Raw genomic sequence first — 20,166 nt, 5'->3', positions numbered from 1 at the left:
TTAAACAATAAAAATATATATGGAAACCTTAAGATATTTTCTTAAGGTTTCTTGGTTTTTAAGAAAAATTCAGGAAATTTGTGAAATGAAAAAACCAGTAATAGCAATTGATGGGTACTCATCTACGGGAAAAAGTTCAATATCTAAAGTCATTGCAGACAAACTTGGTCTTATTCATTTAGATACAGGTGCTCTTTATAGAGGGGTTACTTGGTTTGCTCTACAAAATTGTCTTAATGAAAATGGCTTAATAGATTTTGATAATCTTTTTTCTTCTCTTAACCAAATCAATCTTGAATTTAAAAATAATAATGGAGAGCTAATTCTCTTCCTTAATAATATTGATATTTCAAAGCAAATCAGAACTAATGAGGTGTCTGATAATGTAAGTTTGGTAGCCAAACAAAAAGAAGTGAGAGACTTTTTATTGCAGTCTCAACGCTCTTTAGCGGAAAAAGGAGGAATTATTATGGATGGAAGAGATATTGGAACAGTTGTTTTACCCAATGCAGATTATAAGTTTTTTCTTACTGCAAGTATTGATGAAAGAACAAAAAGAAGATATAATGAACTCCTAAGTTTAGGTATTGAAGCAGATGAGCAGCAAGTGAAAGAAAATCTTATTGAGCGTGATAAAATTGATAGCGAAAGAGAAATTTCACCGTTAAAACAGGCAGAAGATGCTATTGTAATAGATAATACAAATCTTACAAAGGAAGAAACAATAGAAAGTATTTTGTCCTATGTTGAAAAGATTTAACAATTTTTAATAGGATGACTTTACCTTTTGGTATATTAATTGTACCTTTATTATCGTAAAAAACTAATATTTATTAACTATTAAAAAAGCAAAAAATGTCTAGAAAAGGAAAAAATACAGCAGGTATATTGGCAGGACTTCTTGCAGGTGCTGCGGCAGGTGTGGTTTTAGGAATGTTATATGCTCCTGAAGAAGGTAAAGAAACCAGAAAAAAAATCAAAACTAAAGCTAATGATTTAAAAGATCAGGCTAAAAATAAATACGGTGAAGTTTCTGAAAAGGTAAAAGATCAATATAGTAATATTTCATCTACTTTTAAAGAAACAGCTAATAACGTAGCTCACACAGTAAAAGATGGTTATGATAAATATAAAGATCAAATTGTTTCTAAAACTACAGATGTTGTAAAAGATGTAGAAGCAGAATTAAATGATCTTAAAAAATAAATAATTTAATTTTTTTATTAAATTATAGAAGGAACTTTGGGTATAAAAGTTCCTTTTTTTGTAATTTTAAAAAAAAACAATGATAGAGACTATTAAAGAATACGCATCTAAGAGAATTGACTTATTGAAAATAGAGGCGACTGAAAAATCTTCTCTTTCTGCGGGGCTTATCACCTATTTTGTAGTATTGCTTGTTGCGTTTGCTTTTTTTATTGTTTTATTCAACTTCGGAATTGCCTTTCTTATAGGTAAAGCCTTAGACAGTACGGCATGGGGTTTCCTGATTGTAGCAGCATTCTATTTTGTAATCATGGTTATTATTGTTATCTTTAAAAATAAGATAGTGAATTCTGTTGCAGATAATGTTATTAAATTTTTAAACCACTAACTATGGGGAGAAATTATGAAAGTTTAAATGAGTTAAGGATAAAGAAAAAACTCTTGAAGGGAGAAATTAATGAGCTGGAGGATCTTTTGACGTTTAAAAATACAAAAGAAAGCTTAAGTGCATTCACAAATGGGTTGACAGACCAATATCTGCAAGAAAAAGTGGATGAAAATGGTGATGAAAAAATTGTACTGAGAAAAGATGTTATTGCAAAACAGGTTGCATCTGAAGTAAAAGATAGGCTAATCAGTAAAAATACAGCTTTAGGAATTGCCGGAACTGCGCTTACAGGTAACGCTTTAGATAATGTTGTAAGATTGGGAGTGACCGCATTAGTGGGTAATTATGCAAGAAAAAATATTAAAAGCTCAAACTGGAAGAAAAAACTTTTGGGAGCAGCTTTAATATATCTAGCACCTGTTGCATTAAAATTTGTAAGAAAAAAATTAGAAACTTATCAAAAAAATAAAAGTGTTTCTAGTTTGGAACAGCTTATATAGATTTATTAAGCAAAATATTAAGAATAGAGATTAGAAATTAGTTATTTTAATGTTAATTTCTAATCTCTTAATTTTTTTATTTTGAAAATAACTGCCCTAAAATAATTCCTGCAGCCATAGAAACATTTAGGCTTTCTGTGGATTGTGATTTTCCAAACCTTGGAATACTGATGCTTTTTTGAAGAAGTTTTTCTGTTTCGGTACGCATTCCGTTTCCTTCATTTCCTAGAATTAAATTAATCTTTTCAGGTTTCTGAAAAGTATAAATATTTTCTCCTTCCATGTCGGTTCCAATATTCACGTTTTGCGTATTTGAAAGGTATTCTATCAGATTAGTATAAACGATATTTACTCTTGTAAAAGAGCCCATACTTGCCATAATTACTTTAGGATTATAGAAATCAACAGTGTCTTCACTACAAATGATTTGTTCTATTCCAAACCAATCTGCCAAACGTATAATTGTACCTAAATTTCCTGGATCCTGAATGCCGTCTAAAACAAGTTGAATATTTTTATCTTCCTGTATTTCTTTCTCATTGAGCCAACAAACTGCTACAGAATCTTTTGGATGTTGCAAAAAACTAATTTTTTTAAGCTCATTTTCAGAGATATGAGTGATAGGTACACTAGTGCGGTCTAATTTTTGTGGATCAGTAGAGAATATTTCTTTAATTTTAAAGTTAGAATTAAAAAGTTCACAAATGATTTTATTACCTTCAACCAAAAACAAGTTGTATTTTTGTCTGAACTTCTTTTTATCTAAAGACTGTAAAATTTTTATTGTATGAGCTGTAAGCATTATAAGAATTCTCCTCAAAAATATTATAAAATTATTTCATTTGCAACATTTGTTGGTCTCCTTTACGCTTGTAGTACAACAAAGAAGGTTCCTGAAGGTGAATATCTACTTGCAAAGAACAATTTTCAGTTTGAAGATAAGAAAGAAAATTTTGATGAAGAATTAAAAAGCTACGTTCAGCAAAAGCCTAATAAGAAACAACTTCTTTTCATGCCTTTAAGTTTGTTGCTCTATAATGCTGCAAACCCGAAATATGATACTATTCTTAATGAATATATGACCTATCCTCGTGAAATGAGAGATCAGAAATTGAGAGATTCATTATTCATTAAATATAATATGAAAAGCAGTGTGGGTAAAAGTTTGTTTTTAGATAGATTATATCACAGTTGGGGAACTCCTCCGGTTATTTTGGATCAGTCAAGAACAGGAAAAAGTGCAGAATCAATTGAAAAAAGGCTTACTTACAAAGGTTTTTGGGATGCAGAAGTGAAATTTAAGCATGATTTAGACTCTGCTACAAAAAAAGCGGCTGTAACTTATTTTATAAAGCATAACGAACCAACTTATATAAAAGATTATTATTATAATATTCCTGATCAAAACATTAAGAATGTTTATAAATATTCTATTGGAGAGACACATGTGAAATCCGGACAAATTCTGGATCAAACAGTTCTTGAAAAAGAAGTTACAAGGCTTACTGATCTGATGAGAAAAAATGGATATTATAGATTTAATAGTTCTAATGATGAAGTTTATTTTATTGCTGATTCTTTGAAAAGTACAAAACAGGTTCCTTTAACATTAGAAATACATAAAGATTCTATTGACTCTCCTTATAAAGTTGCGACCATTGGAAATATTGATGTTGCTATAGTGGATAAGGCAAGTGATTTTCCCAGAAATACAATAAAAGATAGCTTACGAAGAATAAGATTCCATAAAATGGATGATAGATATAAAATTTCTTCGCTTTGGAGATCTATTATTGTTGATAGTAAACAGGTTTATGACCAAAAAAAGCTTGATGTAACAAAAAGGAACTTGTTAGCAACTAACAATTTTAGTATTCTGAAAGCTAGAGATTCTTTAAGACAAGGAGGCGGAACAACTCCTAACGATAGTATTGTAGATGTTTTATATTTATTAAAACCTCTGGACAAATATGAATTGAAAGTCGGAACAGATATCAATTATTCTCAGATTTTGAATCTTGGTGTTTCTCCTTCAATTGATTTAACAACCAGAAATGTATTTCGAGGAATGGAAAATCTTTCCACAAGTTTATCTGGAACATTTGGTTCAATAAGAAGTACTCAGGATATTAATAAAAGAGTTTTAGCATATGAATTGTCAGCTCAGGCTTCACTTAATTTCCCAAGATTGTTATTACCGTTTAACTATTATAAATTAATTCCTAAAAAATATACTCCTACTTCATCTATTCTTTTAGGAGCTTCTGTTCAGAATAATATTGGCTTGGGAAGAGTAAACTTTAATACAGGTCTTAATTTTCAGGCAAGCGTAAATGACCAAGTTTATCATAAGCTTACACTTTTTAATACTCAATTGAGTTTAACTAAAAATAAGTCTGCTTATTATGATTATTTCGTGAATGATAATGCAATAAGAGAAGAGATTTTTGGTAATTATTTTGCATATCGTCCGGATGTTAAGCAAGATTTTGAGACAGGGCAATTAACCAGAGATCAGGTGTCTCAATATATTACAGAAGATTTGGAATATCAGGGAGGGCTAGATTCTAAAGGAGCAGATCTTTATACAGCATTCATCGGTACTTTGGTAAATAAAGATAGACAAACACAGGATGTTCTTATTTCTTCAATGATTTACAATTTTGTATATAATGAAGTTGGTAAAAAAGATTATCCCAATGCTTTTTATTTTAACGGAAAAGTAGAATTAGCAGGTAATCTTTTAAGTATTTTTAATCAAAAGAGAGATGAAGGAGGTATTGTAACGAGTCCTCAAAGAACAATTTTCGGGGTTCCTTATGCTCAATTTGTGAAGTTTGATATTGATACTAGAAAATATTTTAAATTTAATAGAAATACACTGGTTTTACGCCAATTTATAGGTATAGGAATTCCATACGGAAACTCTAAAGACATGCCTGTTGTGAGGTCTTACTTTAATGGTGGTTCAAATGATATTAGAGCTTGGGTTGCTTTTGGAGGTTTGGGACCTGCTGATTCTCAGGTTGATGAAAGAGTTCGTACCTATATGACAAATAATTTAAAGCTGACTACAAACATTGAGCTTAGAGTTCCTTTTAATGATATGTATGAAGGTGCTTTATTTACAGATATAGGAAATACCTGGAGTCTTAAAAATTACAATGATGGTTATGGAGACGAATTTAAATTCAATAAATTTTTAGGACAAATGGGAATTGGTAGTGGATTAGGTTTAAGGGTAAATGTAGCGTACATTACATTGAGGCTCGATTTAGCCTATAAAATTTATGATCCAAATAAACCTTCTGGTGAAAAATGGAGATTTAATAATTTTAACCCATTCAAACCTACTTTAAACATTGCATTTGGATATCCGTTCTAATTTCTTCTAATTTTTTAAGTTTAATCGGGAGAAATTCCTAGAGCAAAATATACTACAGCAACAGTTCGTGCAAGTATTTCCCGAAATTGGTTTCTGTAGTAGCTTTCGGGTTTGGTTACGTCTTGTGCATCAAAACCTAATGCGTTCATATCCTTGTTTCTTGCAAAAAGTAAGGCACGAAGATTATGAAAGCCTTGTGAAACTATGATTACATTTTTTTGGTTATAAACATCTTTACAACGTAAAATACTTTTGTAAGTATTAAAACCTTTAGGATCTTCAATAATGATATCTTCTGGTACGCCTTCTTGGTAAATCAGGTAGTTTTTCATAGCGGCAGGCTCATTGTATCCTTTACTTTTCTCACCACTTACTATAATTTTTTTTATTTTCCCATGATGGTAAAGCAAAGATGCAGCATCCATTCTTTTTGTGAAATAAGGGTTTGAAAGTCCTGACCTCATTTTAGGCGAAGTACCCAATACCAGAGCTACCTCTCTTGGAGGAATTTTTGATATTTTAGTATAGGTTCTACCGTTTGTAAGGCCAAAAACCCAGGCGTTACAAAGGCATATCAATAAGATACCAATTTCAATTGATATGAAAGCAAGATTTAATATGTTTTTTATAATTCTCAACTCAAGTCAAAGTTAAGCTTTATTTTTTTACTTTTCGCTATAGACATACATGCTAAAATGTGTCCTTTTTCCTCTTCTTTCTCCGTTAAATATTCATTTTCTAAAAGTTCAACCTCGCCTTCTTCTAAAATACATTCGCAGCTTCCGCAAATTCCTGATTTACATGAGTATGGAACCGGAAATTTTTGAACTAATAATTGTTGTAAAATTTTTTCTTTATTTGTTGGAAGTTCTGTTTGATATTCTTTTCCAAGCATTTTAAACTCAACTTCTACGTTTTCTATTAACGGAAATTCTTTTTCAATAGGATAAATGTCATCATTAAATTCTTCAAAAAGTTCAAAATGAATATTCTTTTTAGGTATTCCGTGATGATAACATGCGTTGGCAAGATTTTTAATCATCTCCCCTTTTCCGCAAATTAAAACTTCATCTACGGCATCCCAAATGGTAGATTCTTCGTCCGTATCATCCAAATGAAGAATTTGATTGATTATTAAACTTAATTTTTTCTCATCCAGCCTTCCATAGAAGAAATTGTTGGCAGTTTTTTCTTGTGAATAGAAATAAAAAATTTGCAATCTGTCACTATATTTTTTTGCAAGATTCTCTAAATCTTGTCTGTAAGCTATATCTTCTGAACTTTTATTACCAAAAAATAAGAACATTCGTGTTCTTGGTTCATTATGAAGAATATCCTTAAAATGACTTAAGATTGGTGTAATTCCAATTCCGGCAGCAAAACCAACAATAGTTCTGAATTCACTTGGTTTTGAGATTAAGGTAAATCTTCCGCTAGGTTCACTTACCAGTAATTGGTCACCTACATTGTAATTTCTAGACAATTGTGAAGTCGTTCCACTAGAAGAATTTATTTTCATTCCTAAAGTGATTTTCTTTTCATACGGAGCTGAAGTCATTGAATAATCATTAATAACTTCTTGACCGTTTGATTGAAATTTTACACTTACAAACTGACCCGCTTCAAACTTAAAATTCTCCTTCAAATTCTCAGGAATTTCAAACTCCAGAGAAAAAGTATTTTTGGTCAGTTCTTCCTTTTTCGCTATTTTTAGCCAATGAAACTGTGTAAGTTTCCCTTTATAGATTTGTTGTTCCATACTTCAATTCAAAAATAGACAAAAAATAATTTATGAAGAAGATAATTTTATCCACGTTGGTTCTATTAGCATTATCAAGCTGTAAAAAAGAAGAACCTAAAAATGATAACGAAACAGGTATAGACTCAACTTCTGTAACGGAAAATACTGATGTTGTTAACAATACATTTATTTCTCCGGAAATAGCTCCTGAAAAAATAGGGGATTATCTGGCTAAAAATAACGATACTCTGTATGTTACGAATTTCTTTGCTACTTGGTGCGGACCATGCATGAGAGAAATACCTCATTTTAAGAATAAAATGCAGGAATTGAAGGGAAAACCTGTAAAATTTACATTTGTGAGCTTGGATGAAAGAACGGTATGGAATGACGATGTGAAAAACTTTGCTGAAGAGCATGATTTAGCTAAAAATATCGTTTTGCTTGATGGTCAAAAACTTGATGCTAATTTTTTTCCTAAAAACTTTCAAAAATGGGACGGAGGTTCTATTCCTTTTACTTTCTTTAGAAAAGGAGCTAAAACTGAAGAGTTTCTAGGAATGATGACAGAAGATGAGTTGAATAATAAGATTAATACTCTTTTAAAATAAAACTTTTCAGACTTTATAATGTCAAATAAGTTTAAAATCCTGTGTTTTTTGTTATTTATCGCAATTATTTTAACCGCGCTTCTTAATCTGAACACAGGATTTTTAAGTTTAAGCTTTCAGGATTTTTTTCAGGATTCTTCGAATAGTCAAATTGCTGAAATTCGGGTTAATCGTGTGATGGTAATGCTTTTGGCAGGAATTTCCATCCCAACTTCAGGTTTTTTGATGCAGGAATATTTTCAAAATCCATTAGCAGGACCTGATATATTAGGAATTACATCCGTAGCAAGTTTATCGGTTGCATTTTATATATTCTTTTCACATGATATTTTGCTTCCGGAGTTTCTTCAAAATAGTTTTTTAAGTTTGGCAGCTATTGCAGGAAGCTTATTGTTAATGCTGGTTTTGTTGTCTATATCCAATAAATTTCAGGATAAATCTTATTTAATTATTTTCGGTTTTTTAGTATCTGCATTTGCTGGTGCAATTGTTTCTTTACTGCAGTTTTATGCAGAAAATCAAAGTTTAAAAAACTTTATTTTATGGTCTTTTGGAGCCAATAATATGGTAACGAGAAATCAAATCTATGTTTTATTTATTCTTGTCTTAATAGGATTGTTCATTTGTTTTAAGACCATAAAGCCGTTGATTGGGAATTCTTTAGGAACTTCATATGCACAAAGTTTAGGTGTAAATCTTACACAGCTGAAGATATTGATAATTGTTGCTTCTTCCCTACTTTCTGCTTCAATTACAGCCTTTTTAGGTCCGATTTTATTTATTGGAATCATTGTTCCTCATTTTTGCAGACTGATTTACAATCCTTCAAAGCTTTGGCAGCAATGGATTTTGAACATGTTTTTAGGAATGTTGATGATGTTGTTATTTTCAATTGTTGCGGAGACAACACAAATTCCTTTGAATGTAATAAGTTCGGTTTTCGGAATTCCTGTAATTTTAATGATGCTTTTGAAACAGAATAAAGTTTAATAGTTTTTGCAATGTATTTACAGATCAAACAAACAAATATCGGTTATAGTACAACCTTAATTTCAAATGTGAATGCTGATTTGAATTTGGGGGAAGTTTGTTTGTTAATTGGTAATAATGGTGTGGGCAAAACGACTTTAATTAAGTCTATTCTGAATCAGATTCCTTTATTGAATGGTGAAGTTTTCATCAATAATAAGAATATTAAAAACCTTTCTGTAAAAGAAGTTGCAGAGAATATTGCAGTGGTTTTCTCAAAATCTATTGTGCCGCAAAATTATACTGTTGAAGATCTTGTTTCCCTTGGAAAGTACATTTATTATCCTTTTTATTTTGAACTTAAGAAAGAAGATAGAGAGGAAGTTTCGGGTATTATTGAAGAATTAGACTTAGATCAATATAAACATACACTTCTCAAAAATCTGTCAGACGGAAATCTGCAAAAAGCATTTATTGGTCGAGCTTTAACTCAAAATTCCCCTATTATTATTCTTGATGAACCAACAACACATTTAGATGAAAAAAATAAAATTATCATTCTTAAAACCCTTAGAAAATTAGCAAAAGAACAGAATAAGCTTATACTTTTCTCTTCACACGATTGGCGTTTGGCGAAAGAGTTTGCCGACAAAATATGGTATGTGAAAGATAAGCAACTGTTTTCCGGAATTGTCGAAGATGTTTTATTGCAACACTCTGAACTTACTAATGCGTCTTTATTTCAGGTTAACGAAAATTTTGTAGCACCTAAGATTATCGCTCCCAATTTTTATAAGGAAATGTTGTACTCATTACTTCAAAAAAACTTTCAAAAGGATCTTTCTTCTTTCAATTTTGATTTTCATGATAATATTTGGGTTATTTCTAGAGATTCTCAAGAATGGAAATGTGAATCTTTCGAAGAAATTATTAATTTAGTGAAAATCATTTATTAATACTCTTATTTTATTGTTTATTTTATATACTATGCATGCATAGTATTATGCTTGTCATATAATTTAATTGCTTTATTATCAGTTTGTTAACAAATTTTAACGTTGAATAATGCTATGCATGCATAATATTTACTAAATTTGGATAAAACCATTACCCAAAAAATGATGGCTCAAAATAAAGAAAAAATAGAAAATGTAGATTTAATTTTAAAACAGACTTGGTTGGCTGTTTCTAAAATGTACACAGAACTTGCACAAGAACATGATTCTACGGCTGTTCAAGCTCTCACACTTCTTAAAATTGACCCTAAAGAAGGAACACGAAGTACGAATCTGGGGCCTAAAATGGCTATTGAACCTACCTCTCTTACGAGAATTATTAAACTCTTAGAGGATAACGGATACATCTATAAAGAAAAAACGACAACAGATAAACGTGAAGTTATTATAAAACTTACGGACAAAGGATTGAATTCCAGAAATATATCAAAAGAAGTTGTCGTTAACTTCAATAAAAAAGTAATGGAAAAAATTGCTCCTGAAAGACTAGAAATTTTCAAGGAAGTGATGCATGAAATAATGAAAATTGCAACAGATTTAAATAACAGAAAATAAATATTATCAAATGAAAAGAAGAATCAAACATGTTACGGTTCTTGGTTCAGGAATTATGGGTAGCGGTATTGCAGCTCACTTCGCTAATATAGGAGTAGAAGTTTCGCTTTTAGATATCGTTCCTTTTGAATTAACTGAAACTGAGCAGAAAAAAGGTTTGACCAAAGAAGATAAAGCAGTAAGAAACAGAATAGCTGCCGAAAACTTTGAAAAACTAAAGAAAGCTAGTCCGGCATTGCTTTATTCACCAAAGTTTGCTGATAGAATCAAAATAGGAAACTTTGACGATGATTTACAGAAAATAAAAAATACAGACTGGATTATTGAGGTTGTAGTTGAAAGACTTGATATCAAAAAATCTGTATATGAGAAAATTGAACAATTCAGAAAACCTGGAACTTTAATTTCTTCTAATACATCTGGTATTCCTATTCATTTCTTAACAGAAGGAAGAAGCGATGACTTCAAAAAATATTTTGCAGGAACTCACTTCTTTAATCCTGTAAGATATTTGCCTCTTTTAGAAATTATTCCTACTAATGATACAGCTCCGGAAGTTATAGATTTCTACATGAATTATGGAGCAAAATTCTTAGGAAAAACTACGGTTTTGGCAAAAGATACTCCAGCTTTTATTGCCAACAGAATTGGTGTATTTGGAATTATGAATATTTTCAATACTATTCAAAAATTAGGATTGAATATTTCTGATGTTGATAAATTAACAGGTCCGGTTATTGGGCGTCCAAAATCAGCGACTTTCAGAACAGCTGATGTTGTAGGATTAGATACTTTAGTTCATGTAGCAAACGGAGTTCGCGAAAGCGGTGTTGAGCAAGATATGTTCAAAGATCAGTTTGCAATGCCAAGCTATATTGAATTCTTGATGGAGAATAAATTCCTAGGTTCTAAATCAGGACAGGGATTCTTCAAAAAAGTAAAAGGTGAAGGAGGTAAATCTGAAATTTTAAGATTAAACCTTGATACGAATGAATATGAACCTCAAGGTAAAGTTGCCTTCCCTACTTTGGAATTAACAAAATCTATCGATAAACCAATTGACAGATTCAAAGTTCTTATTGGAGGTAAAGATAAAGCCGGAGAATTCTACAGAGCCTCTTTCGGAGCAATGTTCGCTTACGTTTCTCATAAAGTTCCTGAAATTTCTGATGACATCTACAAAATTGATGACGCGATGAAAGCCGGTTTCGGCTGGGAAAATGGGCCATTCGAAATTTGGGATGCTGTAGGAGCTCAAAAAGGTATCGAATTGGCTAAAGAAGCGGGATATGAAGTTTCTGATTGGGTTAAAAATGTTGAATCATTCTATAAAGTTTCTGAAGAAGGTCAAACAACTTATTTCGAGAAAAACTCAGGTAATTATTCTAAAATCCCTGGAAAAGATGCCTTCATCATTCTTGATAACCTTAGAAAGAATAAAACACTTTGGAGTAATTCAGGTGCGTCAATTATCGATTTAGGTGATGGTATCATCAATTTCGAAATTCGTTCAAAAATGAACTCTCTTGGAGGAGAAGTTCTAGACGGATTAAATAGAGCAATAGATTTAGCTGAAAAAGAATATGATGGTTTAGTAATAGCAAATCAAGGAACAAATTTCTCAGTTGGTGCAAATTTAGCGATGATTATGATGATGGCTATTGAGCAAGATTGGGATGATTTGAATATGGCAATCGCTTACTTCCAAAAATCAATGATGAGAGTTCGCTATTCTTCTATTCCAGTTATTGTTGCGCCTCACCAAATGGCTTTAGGAGGTGGTTGCGAAATGACAATGCACGCAGACAGAGTTGTTGCAGCAGCAGAAACCTACATCGGTCTTGTAGAAGTTGGTGTTGGTGTTATTCCTGGAGGTGGTGGTACTAAAGAGTTCACATTAAGAACTTCTAGAGACTTCCACAATGATGATGTTAAAACAAACAGACTTCGTGATGCATTCATGAATATTGCAATGGGTAAAGTTGCTACTTCTGCTTACGAGGCTTTTGATATGGGAATTCTCGAAGAGCATAAAGATATCGTTGCTGTAAATAGAAACACTCAGATTGCTGAAGCAAAACAAGTAGCTAGATTAATGGCTGACCATGGTTATACACAACCAATCGAGCAAAAAGTAAAAGTTTTAGGTAAAGATGCATTAGGAATGTTCTATGTAGGAACAGACCAAATGTTAACAGGAAACTATATTTCTGAGCACGATAAGAAAATTGCAGATAAACTTGCTAATGTAATGGTAGGAGGTAATCTTTCTGAACCAACAGTTGTAACTGAACAATATCTGTTAAATCTTGAAAGAGAAACTTTCCTTCAGCTTTGTGGAGAAAGAAAAACTTTGGAAAGAATTCAGTACATGCTTCAAAATGGGAAACCACTTAGAAACTAATCATTTAATAATTAAGAATTAAAATGTCAAAGACAGCATATATAGTAAAGGGGTTCAGAACTGCCGTTGGTAAAGCACCAAAAGGAAGTTTAAGATTTACAAGACCCGATGTAATGGCGGCTACAGTTATTGAAAAATTAATGGCTGAACTACCACAATTAGACAAAAACAGAATTGACGACCTTATCGTAGGAAACGCAATGCCTGAAGCAGAACAAGGATTGAATGTTGCTCGTTTAATTTCTTTGATGGGGCTAAATACTGACAAAGTTCCAGGAGTTACAGTAAACAGATATTGTGCATCTGGAAGTGAAGCGATTGCAATTGCTTCTGCAAAAATTCAGGCAGGAATGGCTGATTGTATTATTGCGGGAGGTACAGAATCTATGTCTTATATTCCGATGGGAGGTTATAAACCTGTTCCTGAAACAGATATTGCGAAAACAAACCCTGATTATTATTGGGGAATGGGTTATACTGCTGAAGAAGTTGCTAAGCAATATAATATCACGAGAGAAGAGCAAGACCAATTTGCATTTGAATCTCATATGAAAGCTTTAAAAGCAAATCAGGAAGGTAAATTTGCAAACCAAATTGTTCCAATTCCTGTGGAGTATAATTTCTTGGATGAAAACCAGAAAATGCAAACTAAAAAGTTTGATTTCTCAGTAGACGAAGGTCCTAGAGCAGATACATCTTTGGAAGGTTTGGCTAAATTAAGACCTGTTTTTGCCAATGGAGGTAGCGTAACTGCTGGAAATTCATCTCAAATGAGTGATGGCGCAGCTTTCGTCATGGTAATGAGTGAGGAAATGGTAAAAGAGTTAGGATTACAGCCCGAAGCGAGATTAGTAGCTTATGCTGCAGCAGGTCTTGAACCAAGAATTATGGGAATGGGACCAATTTATGCTATTCCAAAAGCTTTAAAACAAGCAGGACTTACACTTAATGATATAGATCTTATTGAATTGAATGAAGCATTTGCTTCTCAATCGGTTGCGATCAAGAAAGAATTAGGTCTAAATCCGGATATTTTGAATGTAAACGGAGGTGCGATTGCATTGGGTCACCCTCTTGGTTGTACAGGAACAAAATTAACCGTTCAGCTTCTTGACGAAATGAGAAAACGCGGAAATAAATATGGTATGGTTTCTATGTGTGTAGGAACAGGGCAAGGTGCTGCATCTATTTTTGAACTTCTTTAGAAGAGAAAAGAACAAAGAATAAAGAGAAAAGACCAAGATGAAGCATAATTTTAAGAATTTGAATATATGGAAGCTATCAATAGAATTAGCTAATGATATTTACATTCTTACTGATGCTTTTCCAAAAAGTGAAGAATTCGGATTAAAGTCTCAAACAAGAAGATGTTCTGTGTCTATTGCTTCCAACATAGCGGAAGGCTCGATCAGAAGCTCAAATAAAGATTTTAATAGATTTTTAGAAATAAGTCTTGGTTCTCTTTATGAATTACAAACTCAGGTTATAATTTCCTCAAACAGAAATTATTTTGAGTTATCAAAACTTGAAACTATAGAAAATAAAATCACAGAATTACAGAGAATGATTTCAGGCTTTCAAAAAAACTTAAAATTATAAGTCTTTATTCTTTTCTCTTTATTCTTAAATCTAAAAAAAACAAAAAAATATATGGCTACATTAAAAGGTGGAGAATTCCTAATTAAAGAAATTCCTGCAAACGAAATTTTCACACTTGAAGAACTTTCAGAAGAGCAAAAGATGCTTCGTGACTCTGCGAAAGAATTTATCGACAGAGAAGTTGTTCCACAAAAAGAACGTTTTGAAAAGAAAGATTATGCATTGACTGAAGAAGTAATGCGTAAACTGGGAGAAATGGGTATGTTGGGTATTACAGTTCCTGAGTCGTACGGAGGTCTAGGAATGGGATTCGTTACAACCATGCTTGCTTGTGATTATCTTTCAGGAGCTACAGGTTCATTAGCTACAGCTTATGGAGCACATACGGGAATTGGTACGCTTCCTATCCTACTTTACGGTACAGAAGAACAAAAGAAAAAATATCTTCCTGATTTAGCTGCAGGAACTAAATTTGGTGCTTATTGTTTAACTGAGCCGGATGCTGGTTCAGATGCAAATTCAGGGAAAACAAAAGCTAAACTTTCTGAAGATGGAAAACATTATATCATCAACGGACAGAAAATGTGGATTTCTAACGCAGGATTTGCGGATACTTTCACATTATTTGCTAAAATTGATGATGATAAAAATATTACAGGTTTCGTTATCAACAGATCTGAGCTTGAGAACCCTGAAAGTTTAACTTTTGGTGAAGAAGAACACAAATTGGGTATTCGTGCATCTTCTACTCGTCAGGTTTTCTTTAATGATATGAAAGTTCCTGTTGAGAATCTTTTAGGAGAAAGAAACAACGGTTTCAAAATCGCTTTAAATGCATTAAATGTTGGTCGTATTAAATTGGCTGCTGCTTGTCTTGATGCACAAAGAAGAATTTTGAATCACTCAATTCAATATTCAAATGAGAGAAAACAGTTTGGCGTTTCTATATCGACTTTTGGAGCTATCAGAAAGAAAATTGCTGAAATGGCAACAGGAACTTTCGTAAGTGAAGCAGGATCTTACAGAGCAGCTAAAGATGTTCAGGATAAAATTGATGAATTAGTAGCTGGAGGAATGGATCATCAGGCTGCTGAATTGAAGGGTGTTGAAGAGTTTGCGGTAGAATGTTCAATTCTTAAAGTTTTTGTTTCTGATTTAGCTCAAACCACTGCTGATGAAGGAATTCAGGTATACGGAGGAATGGGATTCTCTGAAGACACTCCAATGGAATCTGCATGGAGAGACTCTAGAATTTCAAGAATTTATGAAGGAACTAACGAAATCAACAGACTTCTTTCTGTAGGAATGTTGATTAAGAGAGCGATGAAGGGAGAATTAGATTTATTATCTCCGGCAATGGCGATCAGTAAAGAATTAATGGGAATTCCTTCATTTGAAGTTCCGGATTATTCTGCTTTCATGAGCGAAGAAAAAGCAATTATTGCAAATCTTAAGAAAGTATTCTTAATGGTTTCTGGTGCTGCTCTTCAGAAATATATGATGGATATTGAGAAACAACAACATTTATTATTAAATGCTTCTGAGATTCTTAACCAAATCTACATGGCTGAATCTGCAGTTTTAAGAGCTGAAAAACATTTCTCTCCGGACTCTGTAGAAGCTGCAATGGCTCAATTAAATCTTTATAAAGCAGTAGAAAAAATCATTGTAGCTGCAAAAGAAGGAATTGTTTCTTTTGCTGAAGGTGATGAACAAAGAATGATGCTTTCAGGATTAAGGAGATTTACGAAGTATACTAATCATCCTAATGTAGTTGCATTGACTGAAAAAATTGCTGCTCACTATATTGAAAAAGGAAATTATTAGTCTTTATAACATAAATTTGATTTTGAAACGTCTCAGAAATGAGACGTTTTTTTTATCTTTATAAAAAATTAGTGATGAAATGTAAGTTTGGCTCACAGACAAAGTTTCGGAAAATTTAAACTCAACTCAAATATCTATTGGAGAAGAGGGCAAGATATGTACTTATACAATCGTAAAAAGCCCGAAATTTATAGAAATATGCACATTGGAAATAATGTAGGAGGTGAAGTAAATTCTAGTTATAAATGGGGATTAGGAACAACAGGTTTAGGCGTTGAATTGAGGAAAGAATTTTTGGCAAGTAATAATTTAGGAAACAGGAAGCGTTTTGTTTCACAAGTATTTTTGGAACATTATTTCTCCTTTTTCAATAATAAACTAAATATTTCTCCCGGAATTTCGTGGGCAAATTATTCTAATGAAGGAAATTTCTTTTATCCTGGGTTAGATGTTGGATACAATTTCAATGCAAACAATAAAGTCTATGGAAATATTTCTAAAGTACATAGAGTTCCCACATTTACAGACTTATTTTATGTAAGTAAAACAGAACAGGGAAACCCTTTTCTAACGCCTGAAAATGCAGTATATGCAGAAATTGGATATCAGTTTCAGACTAAAAATATTCTAGCAAAAGTAAGCGGATTTTTAAGAAGTTCAAACAACTCAATAGATTGGATAAAAACCTCTGTAAATGATCCCATTTGGTATGCTCAAAACGTTGGTGATACAGAAATAAAAGGTATAGAACTTGAAGTAAATCATCAATTATTAAACTGGTTGAAATATTCCGTAGGATATACCTATCTAGATAATGATTTTAAAGAACCTAAAGACTTTATTTCAAGATATACTTTAGATAATTTAAAACATCAGTTTACAGCAAAATTGGAGACAAAATTCTTGAAGTATTTCACCAATGAGCTTGTTTACAGATATAATGACCGCTTAAATTTGACGAGTTATAATCTTCTGGATGAAAAAATTAGCTATGCAAAAAAAGATTTTTCTGTTTATGTTTTAATTAACAATATTACCAATACGAAATATACGGAAGCTTTTGGTGTTCAAATGCCTAGCAGATGGTTTCATCTTGGTTTTTCTTATAATATTAATATTAAGTAAACTTAATATTATCTAATAGTTAAATAAGGTTATTTTTGCAAAAAATTTTACTAAAAAAATGAAACTTTTTTGGAGTCTTAGCTTACTTTTTCTTGTTACTTTTTCTAAAGCACAGAGTCATATTTCAAGTTTTAATTCACTTACATTAACCTATAAATTTCATCCAAAATTTTTCATCTATGCAGAAGGTCAGTTACGAGGAAATGAAGACTACACCTATCCTGATTATTATGAAATAAAAGGAGGGCTTGGATATAACCTTACCAAAAATCATAAACCTTTTGTAGGACTTGGAAGATATGTTAATTACAAAAAACACGATCTAAATAAAGAAGAATTCAGGGTATGGCTTCAGGACGTGATCGATGTAAAAAAAGGTATTATAAAATTTGAAAATCGTTTTCGGGTTGAAAAAAGCTGGTTTTATGAGCCTAATTTAGATAAAACATCTCAAAGAATGCGTTATCGTTATCGTCTAAACGTAAGTGTCCCTTTAAATTCTAAAGAAGTAAAAAAAGGAACCATCTTTGCCAACGCCTATGATGAAATTTTCTTTGTAACCCCAATGAAACCCACTTTTGCAAGAAACAGGGTTTATGGCGGTCTCGGATACCAAATTGATGACTATTTCGGAATTGCAACTGGCTATCTTTGGCAAAGAGAATTTGAAGCAACAGGAAATAAAAATTTACATTTCGTTTATCTTGCTTTAAACATCAATATTGACGAGACTAATCATCCTGTAAAATCTTATGATTTCCCTGGAGCTGATTAATATTTTTCTATCAAATATCTATATGCTTTCAGGTATTTGTTAAATCTTTTGATATCTTTTGGGGTAAGCTCTCGATTTACCCTACGCAAATCCATATTATCACGCAAATCGTTTAATTTTACAGCTACAGCAAGGGGAGAACGTTCGGTTCTTTTTACAAAATCATCGTAATCTTCTTCAGGATCAAATTTTGTAAGACAACTTATAGCAAAAATAATATATTCGGGAAAGCCTTCACTTCTTAAATAATCAAGACTAAATTCTAGGGGATGATCTTCTACAACATCATGCAAAACCCCGACAATTTTTTCGTCAATCGTTTTCCCGTATTCCATTACACGCATAACATGAGCAATGTATGGTGCGTGATACTTATCTGTTTGTCCCTTGTGGGCTTTATCAGCAATTTTTATTGCTCTGTTGAGTAGTTCTTCTTTTGTCATTCTATTGGAAATAGATTACAAAAATAAAAAATGAATGAAAAATTCTTTAAAATATTACAATAAGATTTTAATTATTTTTTTCATCCTTCTTTGCTATTTTTTTCTTTTCAGGAGGAGTCGCATTTAAAATTTTGTAATCTGTAGTATCTGTTTTAGAATTTTTCAGACCAGAATAAATCGATGAATCTTTTGGTTTAGCCACCGGCATATTATAAAGATTTCGTTTTTTATTTTCTTTAATGTTTATCTTTTTGTAAGCTTTCAAAGTATCAATAAGTTTATTTTGAGACTCTTCTTGCTTTTCCTGAGCGAGAGCAAAACCTGATATTAAAATAAATGGAAGTATACAATAGATGATTGAAGCTCCTCATACTGTTCTGTTGCATTTGAAGACGAATAAAATCCGTTTGCACCAAATTTTTTCTCAGAAAAACCGGCTTGTAGCTTTACATCTCCCTCTTTTATTTTCAATTGACTCTGATAAAAAATATTACGAATTTCATAATCCGTATTATGCATATAACCTTGAGACGAGTTTGAATTAATATTCAAAGAATTTGAAAACTTTTCACCTCCTAAATTGGCATTAAGACCAAAACCAAAGGTTTCATAATCTCCAGCATTAGCACTTATTTTTACATTCTTTCCAAGATTGATTTTAGTGATGATATTAATAGCTCCGGCATAAGCATTTTGACCAAACCTTCTTGCTGCAGGCCCTTTTATTACTTCAATTCTTTCTACATCTTCCAAGTCTACGGGAATGTTTAGAGAATTATGTCCGGTTTGAGAATCGTTCATTCTGATTCCGTTGATGAGAAGAAGAACCTGTTCAAAAGAGCTTCCTCTAAAAGAAACGTCACTTTGTACTCCATTGGCTCCTCTCCTTCTGATGTCCATTCCGGCAACTAGTTGAAGCATTTCATCGATACTTTTTGCAGGTGAATTTATAATTTCCTCTTTTGTAATAACAGTAATATTCTGATTAGCTGTTTTATAAGGTGTGGAAATAAATTTTCCCTGAATTTCTATTGTTTCAATGTCTGTAGATTTTTCCTGAGCATTAATGAAAAAAAATAATCCTAAGAAAAAAATGCTTCCTGTTTTTTTTAGCATGCTAACTAGTTTGTTGGGTGTTAGTTTCTTCTTTTAATAAATTCCAAAAGTAGTGGAGTTATTTAAGACTGGAAAATGATAATTATCATAAAAAAAGATGCAGTTTTTCTGCATCTTATGTGGGAGTAGTTGTAAAATTATCTTTTTCTCATTAAATGTGTAACTAGATCTCTGAATAACTTTCTCATTTCTATATTACATATTTATTAATGCAATTTTAAATAAATTTAAGACACTAAACAAGAGCATGATTAAAAGAACTGAATAAAATCATGAAAATCATCACTGGTTGTGAATGTTGTGTAATAAATTGTTTTTTTTAATTGAAATTATTTATTTTTTTCTCGTGTAAAGTCTTATTTAATATTAACATTTACACTTTTAAAAAATGTTACTTTAGTGTTTTTATGTGTGATTTATTGATTATTAGTTTGTAATAATCAATATAAATTGAAATTTTATTAATGGTCTGGATTTGGAATTTGCTATTTTGGGAGAATAAATAA

At 31.7% G+C, this 20,166-nt stretch carries 21 protein-coding genes; 15 read left to right on the top strand and 6 right to left on the bottom strand.

Features of this window, described 5'->3' with window-relative positions; all coding sequences use genetic code 11:
- Positions 1–85 precede the first annotated feature (85 nt).
- The 4 genes from cmk to OH806_RS13455 all read left to right on the top strand — a co-directional run bounded on the left by cmk (position 86) and on the right by OH806_RS13455 (position 2,094).
- Positions 86–760: a (d)CMP kinase gene (cmk, locus tag OH806_RS13470; protein ID WP_264744285.1), complete on the top strand. Its 675-nt coding sequence runs from the start codon at positions 86–88 to the stop codon at positions 758–760.
- Between the two features lie 95 nt (positions 761–855).
- The gene (locus tag OH806_RS13465; RefSeq protein WP_264744193.1) at positions 856–1,206 is read left to right on the top strand and encodes a YtxH domain-containing protein; all 351 of its coding nucleotides are present in this window, start codon (positions 856–858) and stop codon (positions 1,204–1,206) included.
- 79 nt (positions 1,207–1,285) lie between these two features.
- Positions 1,286–1,594: a phage holin family protein gene (locus OH806_RS13460; RefSeq protein ID WP_264744192.1), complete on the top strand. Its 309-nt coding sequence runs from the start codon at positions 1,286–1,288 to the stop codon at positions 1,592–1,594.
- Positions 1,595–1,596: 2 nt separating this feature from the next.
- A complete protein-coding gene (locus OH806_RS13455; protein ID WP_264744191.1) occupies positions 1,597–2,094 on the top strand; it encodes a phosphoribosyl-ATP pyrophosphatase in 498 nt (165 codons plus the stop codon).
- A gap of 76 nt (positions 2,095–2,170) precedes the next feature.
- Here the strand turns inward: OH806_RS13455 and OH806_RS13450 are convergent, their stop codons facing one another.
- The gene (locus tag OH806_RS13450) at positions 2,171–2,896 is read right to left on the bottom strand and encodes a TrmH family RNA methyltransferase (RefSeq protein ID WP_264744190.1); all 726 of its coding nucleotides are present in this window, start codon (positions 2,894–2,896) and stop codon (positions 2,171–2,173) included.
- Here OH806_RS13450 and tamL point away from each other — a divergent pair.
- On the top strand, positions 2,882–5,479 hold the full coding sequence (tamL, locus tag OH806_RS13445) for a translocation and assembly module lipoprotein TamL (RefSeq protein WP_264744189.1): 2,598 nt from the start codon (positions 2,882–2,884) through the stop codon (positions 5,477–5,479). The two genes, OH806_RS13450 and tamL, sit on opposite strands and share 15 nt — an antisense overlap.
- A gap of 20 nt (positions 5,480–5,499) precedes the next feature.
- Here the strand turns inward: tamL and OH806_RS13440 are convergent, their stop codons facing one another.
- Together OH806_RS13440 and OH806_RS13435 are read right to left on the bottom strand one after the other, a co-directional pair.
- Entirely contained in the window at positions 5,500–6,108 is a 609-nt protein-coding gene (locus OH806_RS13440) for a SanA/YdcF family protein (protein ID WP_406567642.1), read from the bottom strand.
- A 5-nt stretch (positions 6,109–6,113) separates the two neighbouring features.
- Positions 6,114–7,238, bottom strand: a complete 1,125-nt coding sequence (locus OH806_RS13435; protein WP_264744187.1) for a flavin reductase family protein — start codon at positions 7,236–7,238, stop codon at positions 6,114–6,116.
- 32 nt (positions 7,239–7,270) lie between these two features.
- Between OH806_RS13435 and OH806_RS13430 the strand changes: the two genes are divergently transcribed.
- The 10 genes from OH806_RS13430 to OH806_RS13385 all read left to right on the top strand — a co-directional run bounded on the left by OH806_RS13430 (position 7,271) and on the right by OH806_RS13385 (position 18,101).
- On the top strand, positions 7,271–7,831 hold the full coding sequence (locus tag OH806_RS13430) for a TlpA family protein disulfide reductase (RefSeq protein ID WP_264744186.1): 561 nt from the start codon (positions 7,271–7,273) through the stop codon (positions 7,829–7,831).
- A gap of 18 nt (positions 7,832–7,849) precedes the next feature.
- Complete coding sequence (locus OH806_RS13425; protein WP_264744185.1) at positions 7,850–8,821, top strand: iron ABC transporter permease; 972 nt, start codon at positions 7,850–7,852, stop codon at positions 8,819–8,821.
- Positions 8,822–8,832: 11 nt separating this feature from the next.
- Positions 8,833–9,756 carry an ABC transporter ATP-binding protein gene (locus OH806_RS13420; protein ID WP_264744184.1) on the top strand — a complete coding sequence of 308 codons (924 nt, stop codon included), beginning with the start codon at positions 8,833–8,835 and terminating at the stop codon, positions 9,754–9,756.
- A gap of 165 nt (positions 9,757–9,921) precedes the next feature.
- The gene (locus tag OH806_RS13415; protein ID WP_264744284.1) at positions 9,922–10,371 is read left to right on the top strand and encodes a MarR family winged helix-turn-helix transcriptional regulator; all 450 of its coding nucleotides are present in this window, start codon (positions 9,922–9,924) and stop codon (positions 10,369–10,371) included.
- Positions 10,372–10,381: 10 nt separating this feature from the next.
- On the top strand, positions 10,382–12,775 hold the full coding sequence (locus tag OH806_RS13410; protein WP_264744183.1) for a 3-hydroxyacyl-CoA dehydrogenase/enoyl-CoA hydratase family protein: 2,394 nt from the start codon (positions 10,382–10,384) through the stop codon (positions 12,773–12,775).
- Positions 12,776–12,798: 23 nt separating this feature from the next.
- Complete coding sequence (locus tag OH806_RS13405) at positions 12,799–13,980, top strand: acetyl-CoA C-acyltransferase (RefSeq protein WP_264744182.1); 1,182 nt, start codon at positions 12,799–12,801, stop codon at positions 13,978–13,980.
- Positions 13,981–14,017: 37 nt separating this feature from the next.
- Positions 14,018–14,374 carry a four helix bundle protein gene (locus OH806_RS13400; protein WP_264744181.1) on the top strand — a complete coding sequence of 119 codons (357 nt, stop codon included), beginning with the start codon at positions 14,018–14,020 and terminating at the stop codon, positions 14,372–14,374.
- A 51-nt stretch (positions 14,375–14,425) separates the two neighbouring features.
- On the top strand, positions 14,426–16,201 hold the full coding sequence (locus tag OH806_RS13395) for an acyl-CoA dehydrogenase family protein (protein ID WP_264744180.1): 1,776 nt from the start codon (positions 14,426–14,428) through the stop codon (positions 16,199–16,201).
- Positions 16,202–16,288: 87 nt separating this feature from the next.
- Complete coding sequence (locus OH806_RS13390) at positions 16,289–17,326, top strand: TonB-dependent receptor domain-containing protein (RefSeq protein WP_264744179.1); 1,038 nt, start codon at positions 16,289–16,291, stop codon at positions 17,324–17,326.
- A 58-nt stretch (positions 17,327–17,384) separates the two neighbouring features.
- Positions 17,385–18,101 (top strand): DUF2490 domain-containing protein, encoded by a 717-nt coding sequence (locus OH806_RS13385; RefSeq protein ID WP_264744178.1) that lies wholly within the window; start codon positions 17,385–17,387, stop codon positions 18,099–18,101.
- Here the strand turns inward: OH806_RS13385 and OH806_RS13380 are convergent.
- From OH806_RS13380 to OH806_RS13370, 3 genes are all read right to left on the bottom strand, one after another.
- The gene (locus OH806_RS13380; RefSeq protein ID WP_264744177.1) at positions 18,098–18,544 is read right to left on the bottom strand and encodes a phosphohydrolase; all 447 of its coding nucleotides are present in this window, start codon (positions 18,542–18,544) and stop codon (positions 18,098–18,100) included. The two genes, OH806_RS13385 and OH806_RS13380, sit on opposite strands and share 4 nt — an antisense overlap.
- Before the next feature lie 67 nt (positions 18,545–18,611).
- Positions 18,612–18,752, bottom strand: coding sequence for a hypothetical protein (locus OH806_RS13375; RefSeq protein ID WP_264744176.1), 141 nt, complete (start codon positions 18,750–18,752; stop codon positions 18,612–18,614).
- Positions 18,753–18,871: 119 nt separating this feature from the next.
- Positions 18,872–19,660, bottom strand: coding sequence for a TonB-dependent receptor (locus OH806_RS13370; RefSeq protein ID WP_264744175.1), 789 nt, complete (start codon positions 19,658–19,660; stop codon positions 18,872–18,874).
- Positions 19,661–20,166: the final 506 nt, after the last annotated feature.

It is taken from the genome of Chryseobacterium oryctis (assembly GCF_025971925.1).
GTDB lineage: Bacteria > Bacteroidota > Bacteroidia > Flavobacteriales > Weeksellaceae > Chryseobacterium > Chryseobacterium oryctis.
Note: the sequence above shows the minus strand (reverse complement) of the source record. Positions and strands in the feature narration are given on the sequence as shown.

Coding starts and splice junctions, on each gene's coding strand:
- OH806_RS13415 (WP_264744284.1), top strand. CDS start 9,922: ATGGCTCAAAATAAAGAAAAAATAGAAAATGTAGATTTAATTTTAAAA.
- OH806_RS13435 (WP_264744187.1), bottom strand. CDS start 7,238: ATGGAACAACAAATCTATAAAGGGAAACTTACACAGTTTCATTGGCTA.
- OH806_RS13465 (WP_264744193.1), top strand. CDS start 856: ATGTCTAGAAAAGGAAAAAATACAGCAGGTATATTGGCAGGACTTCTT.
- OH806_RS13450 (WP_264744190.1), bottom strand. CDS start 2,896: ATGCTTACAGCTCATACAATAAAAATTTTACAGTCTTTAGATAAAAAG.
- OH806_RS13410 (WP_264744183.1), top strand. CDS start 10,382: ATGAAAAGAAGAATCAAACATGTTACGGTTCTTGGTTCAGGAATTATG.
- cmk (WP_264744285.1), top strand. CDS start 86: ATGAAAAAACCAGTAATAGCAATTGATGGGTACTCATCTACGGGAAAA.
- OH806_RS13425 (WP_264744185.1), top strand. CDS start 7,850: ATGTCAAATAAGTTTAAAATCCTGTGTTTTTTGTTATTTATCGCAATT.
- OH806_RS13430 (WP_264744186.1), top strand. CDS start 7,271: ATGAAGAAGATAATTTTATCCACGTTGGTTCTATTAGCATTATCAAGC.
- OH806_RS13405 (WP_264744182.1), top strand. CDS start 12,799: ATGTCAAAGACAGCATATATAGTAAAGGGGTTCAGAACTGCCGTTGGT.
- OH806_RS13455 (WP_264744191.1), top strand. CDS start 1,597: ATGGGGAGAAATTATGAAAGTTTAAATGAGTTAAGGATAAAGAAAAAA.
- OH806_RS13395 (WP_264744180.1), top strand. CDS start 14,426: ATGGCTACATTAAAAGGTGGAGAATTCCTAATTAAAGAAATTCCTGCA.
- OH806_RS13400 (WP_264744181.1), top strand. CDS start 14,018: ATGAAGCATAATTTTAAGAATTTGAATATATGGAAGCTATCAATAGAA.
- tamL (WP_264744189.1), top strand. CDS start 2,882: ATGAGCTGTAAGCATTATAAGAATTCTCCTCAAAAATATTATAAAATT.
- OH806_RS13370 (WP_264744175.1), bottom strand. CDS start 19,660: ATGCTAAAAAAAACAGGAAGCATTTTTTTCTTAGGATTATTTTTTTTC.
- OH806_RS13460 (WP_264744192.1), top strand. CDS start 1,286: ATGATAGAGACTATTAAAGAATACGCATCTAAGAGAATTGACTTATTG.
- OH806_RS13420 (WP_264744184.1), top strand. CDS start 8,833: ATGTATTTACAGATCAAACAAACAAATATCGGTTATAGTACAACCTTA.
- OH806_RS13385 (WP_264744178.1), top strand. CDS start 17,385: ATGAAACTTTTTTGGAGTCTTAGCTTACTTTTTCTTGTTACTTTTTCT.
- OH806_RS13375 (WP_264744176.1), bottom strand. CDS start 18,752: ATGCCGGTGGCTAAACCAAAAGATTCATCGATTTATTCTGGTCTGAAA.
- OH806_RS13380 (WP_264744177.1), bottom strand. CDS start 18,544: ATGACAAAAGAAGAACTACTCAACAGAGCAATAAAAATTGCTGATAAA.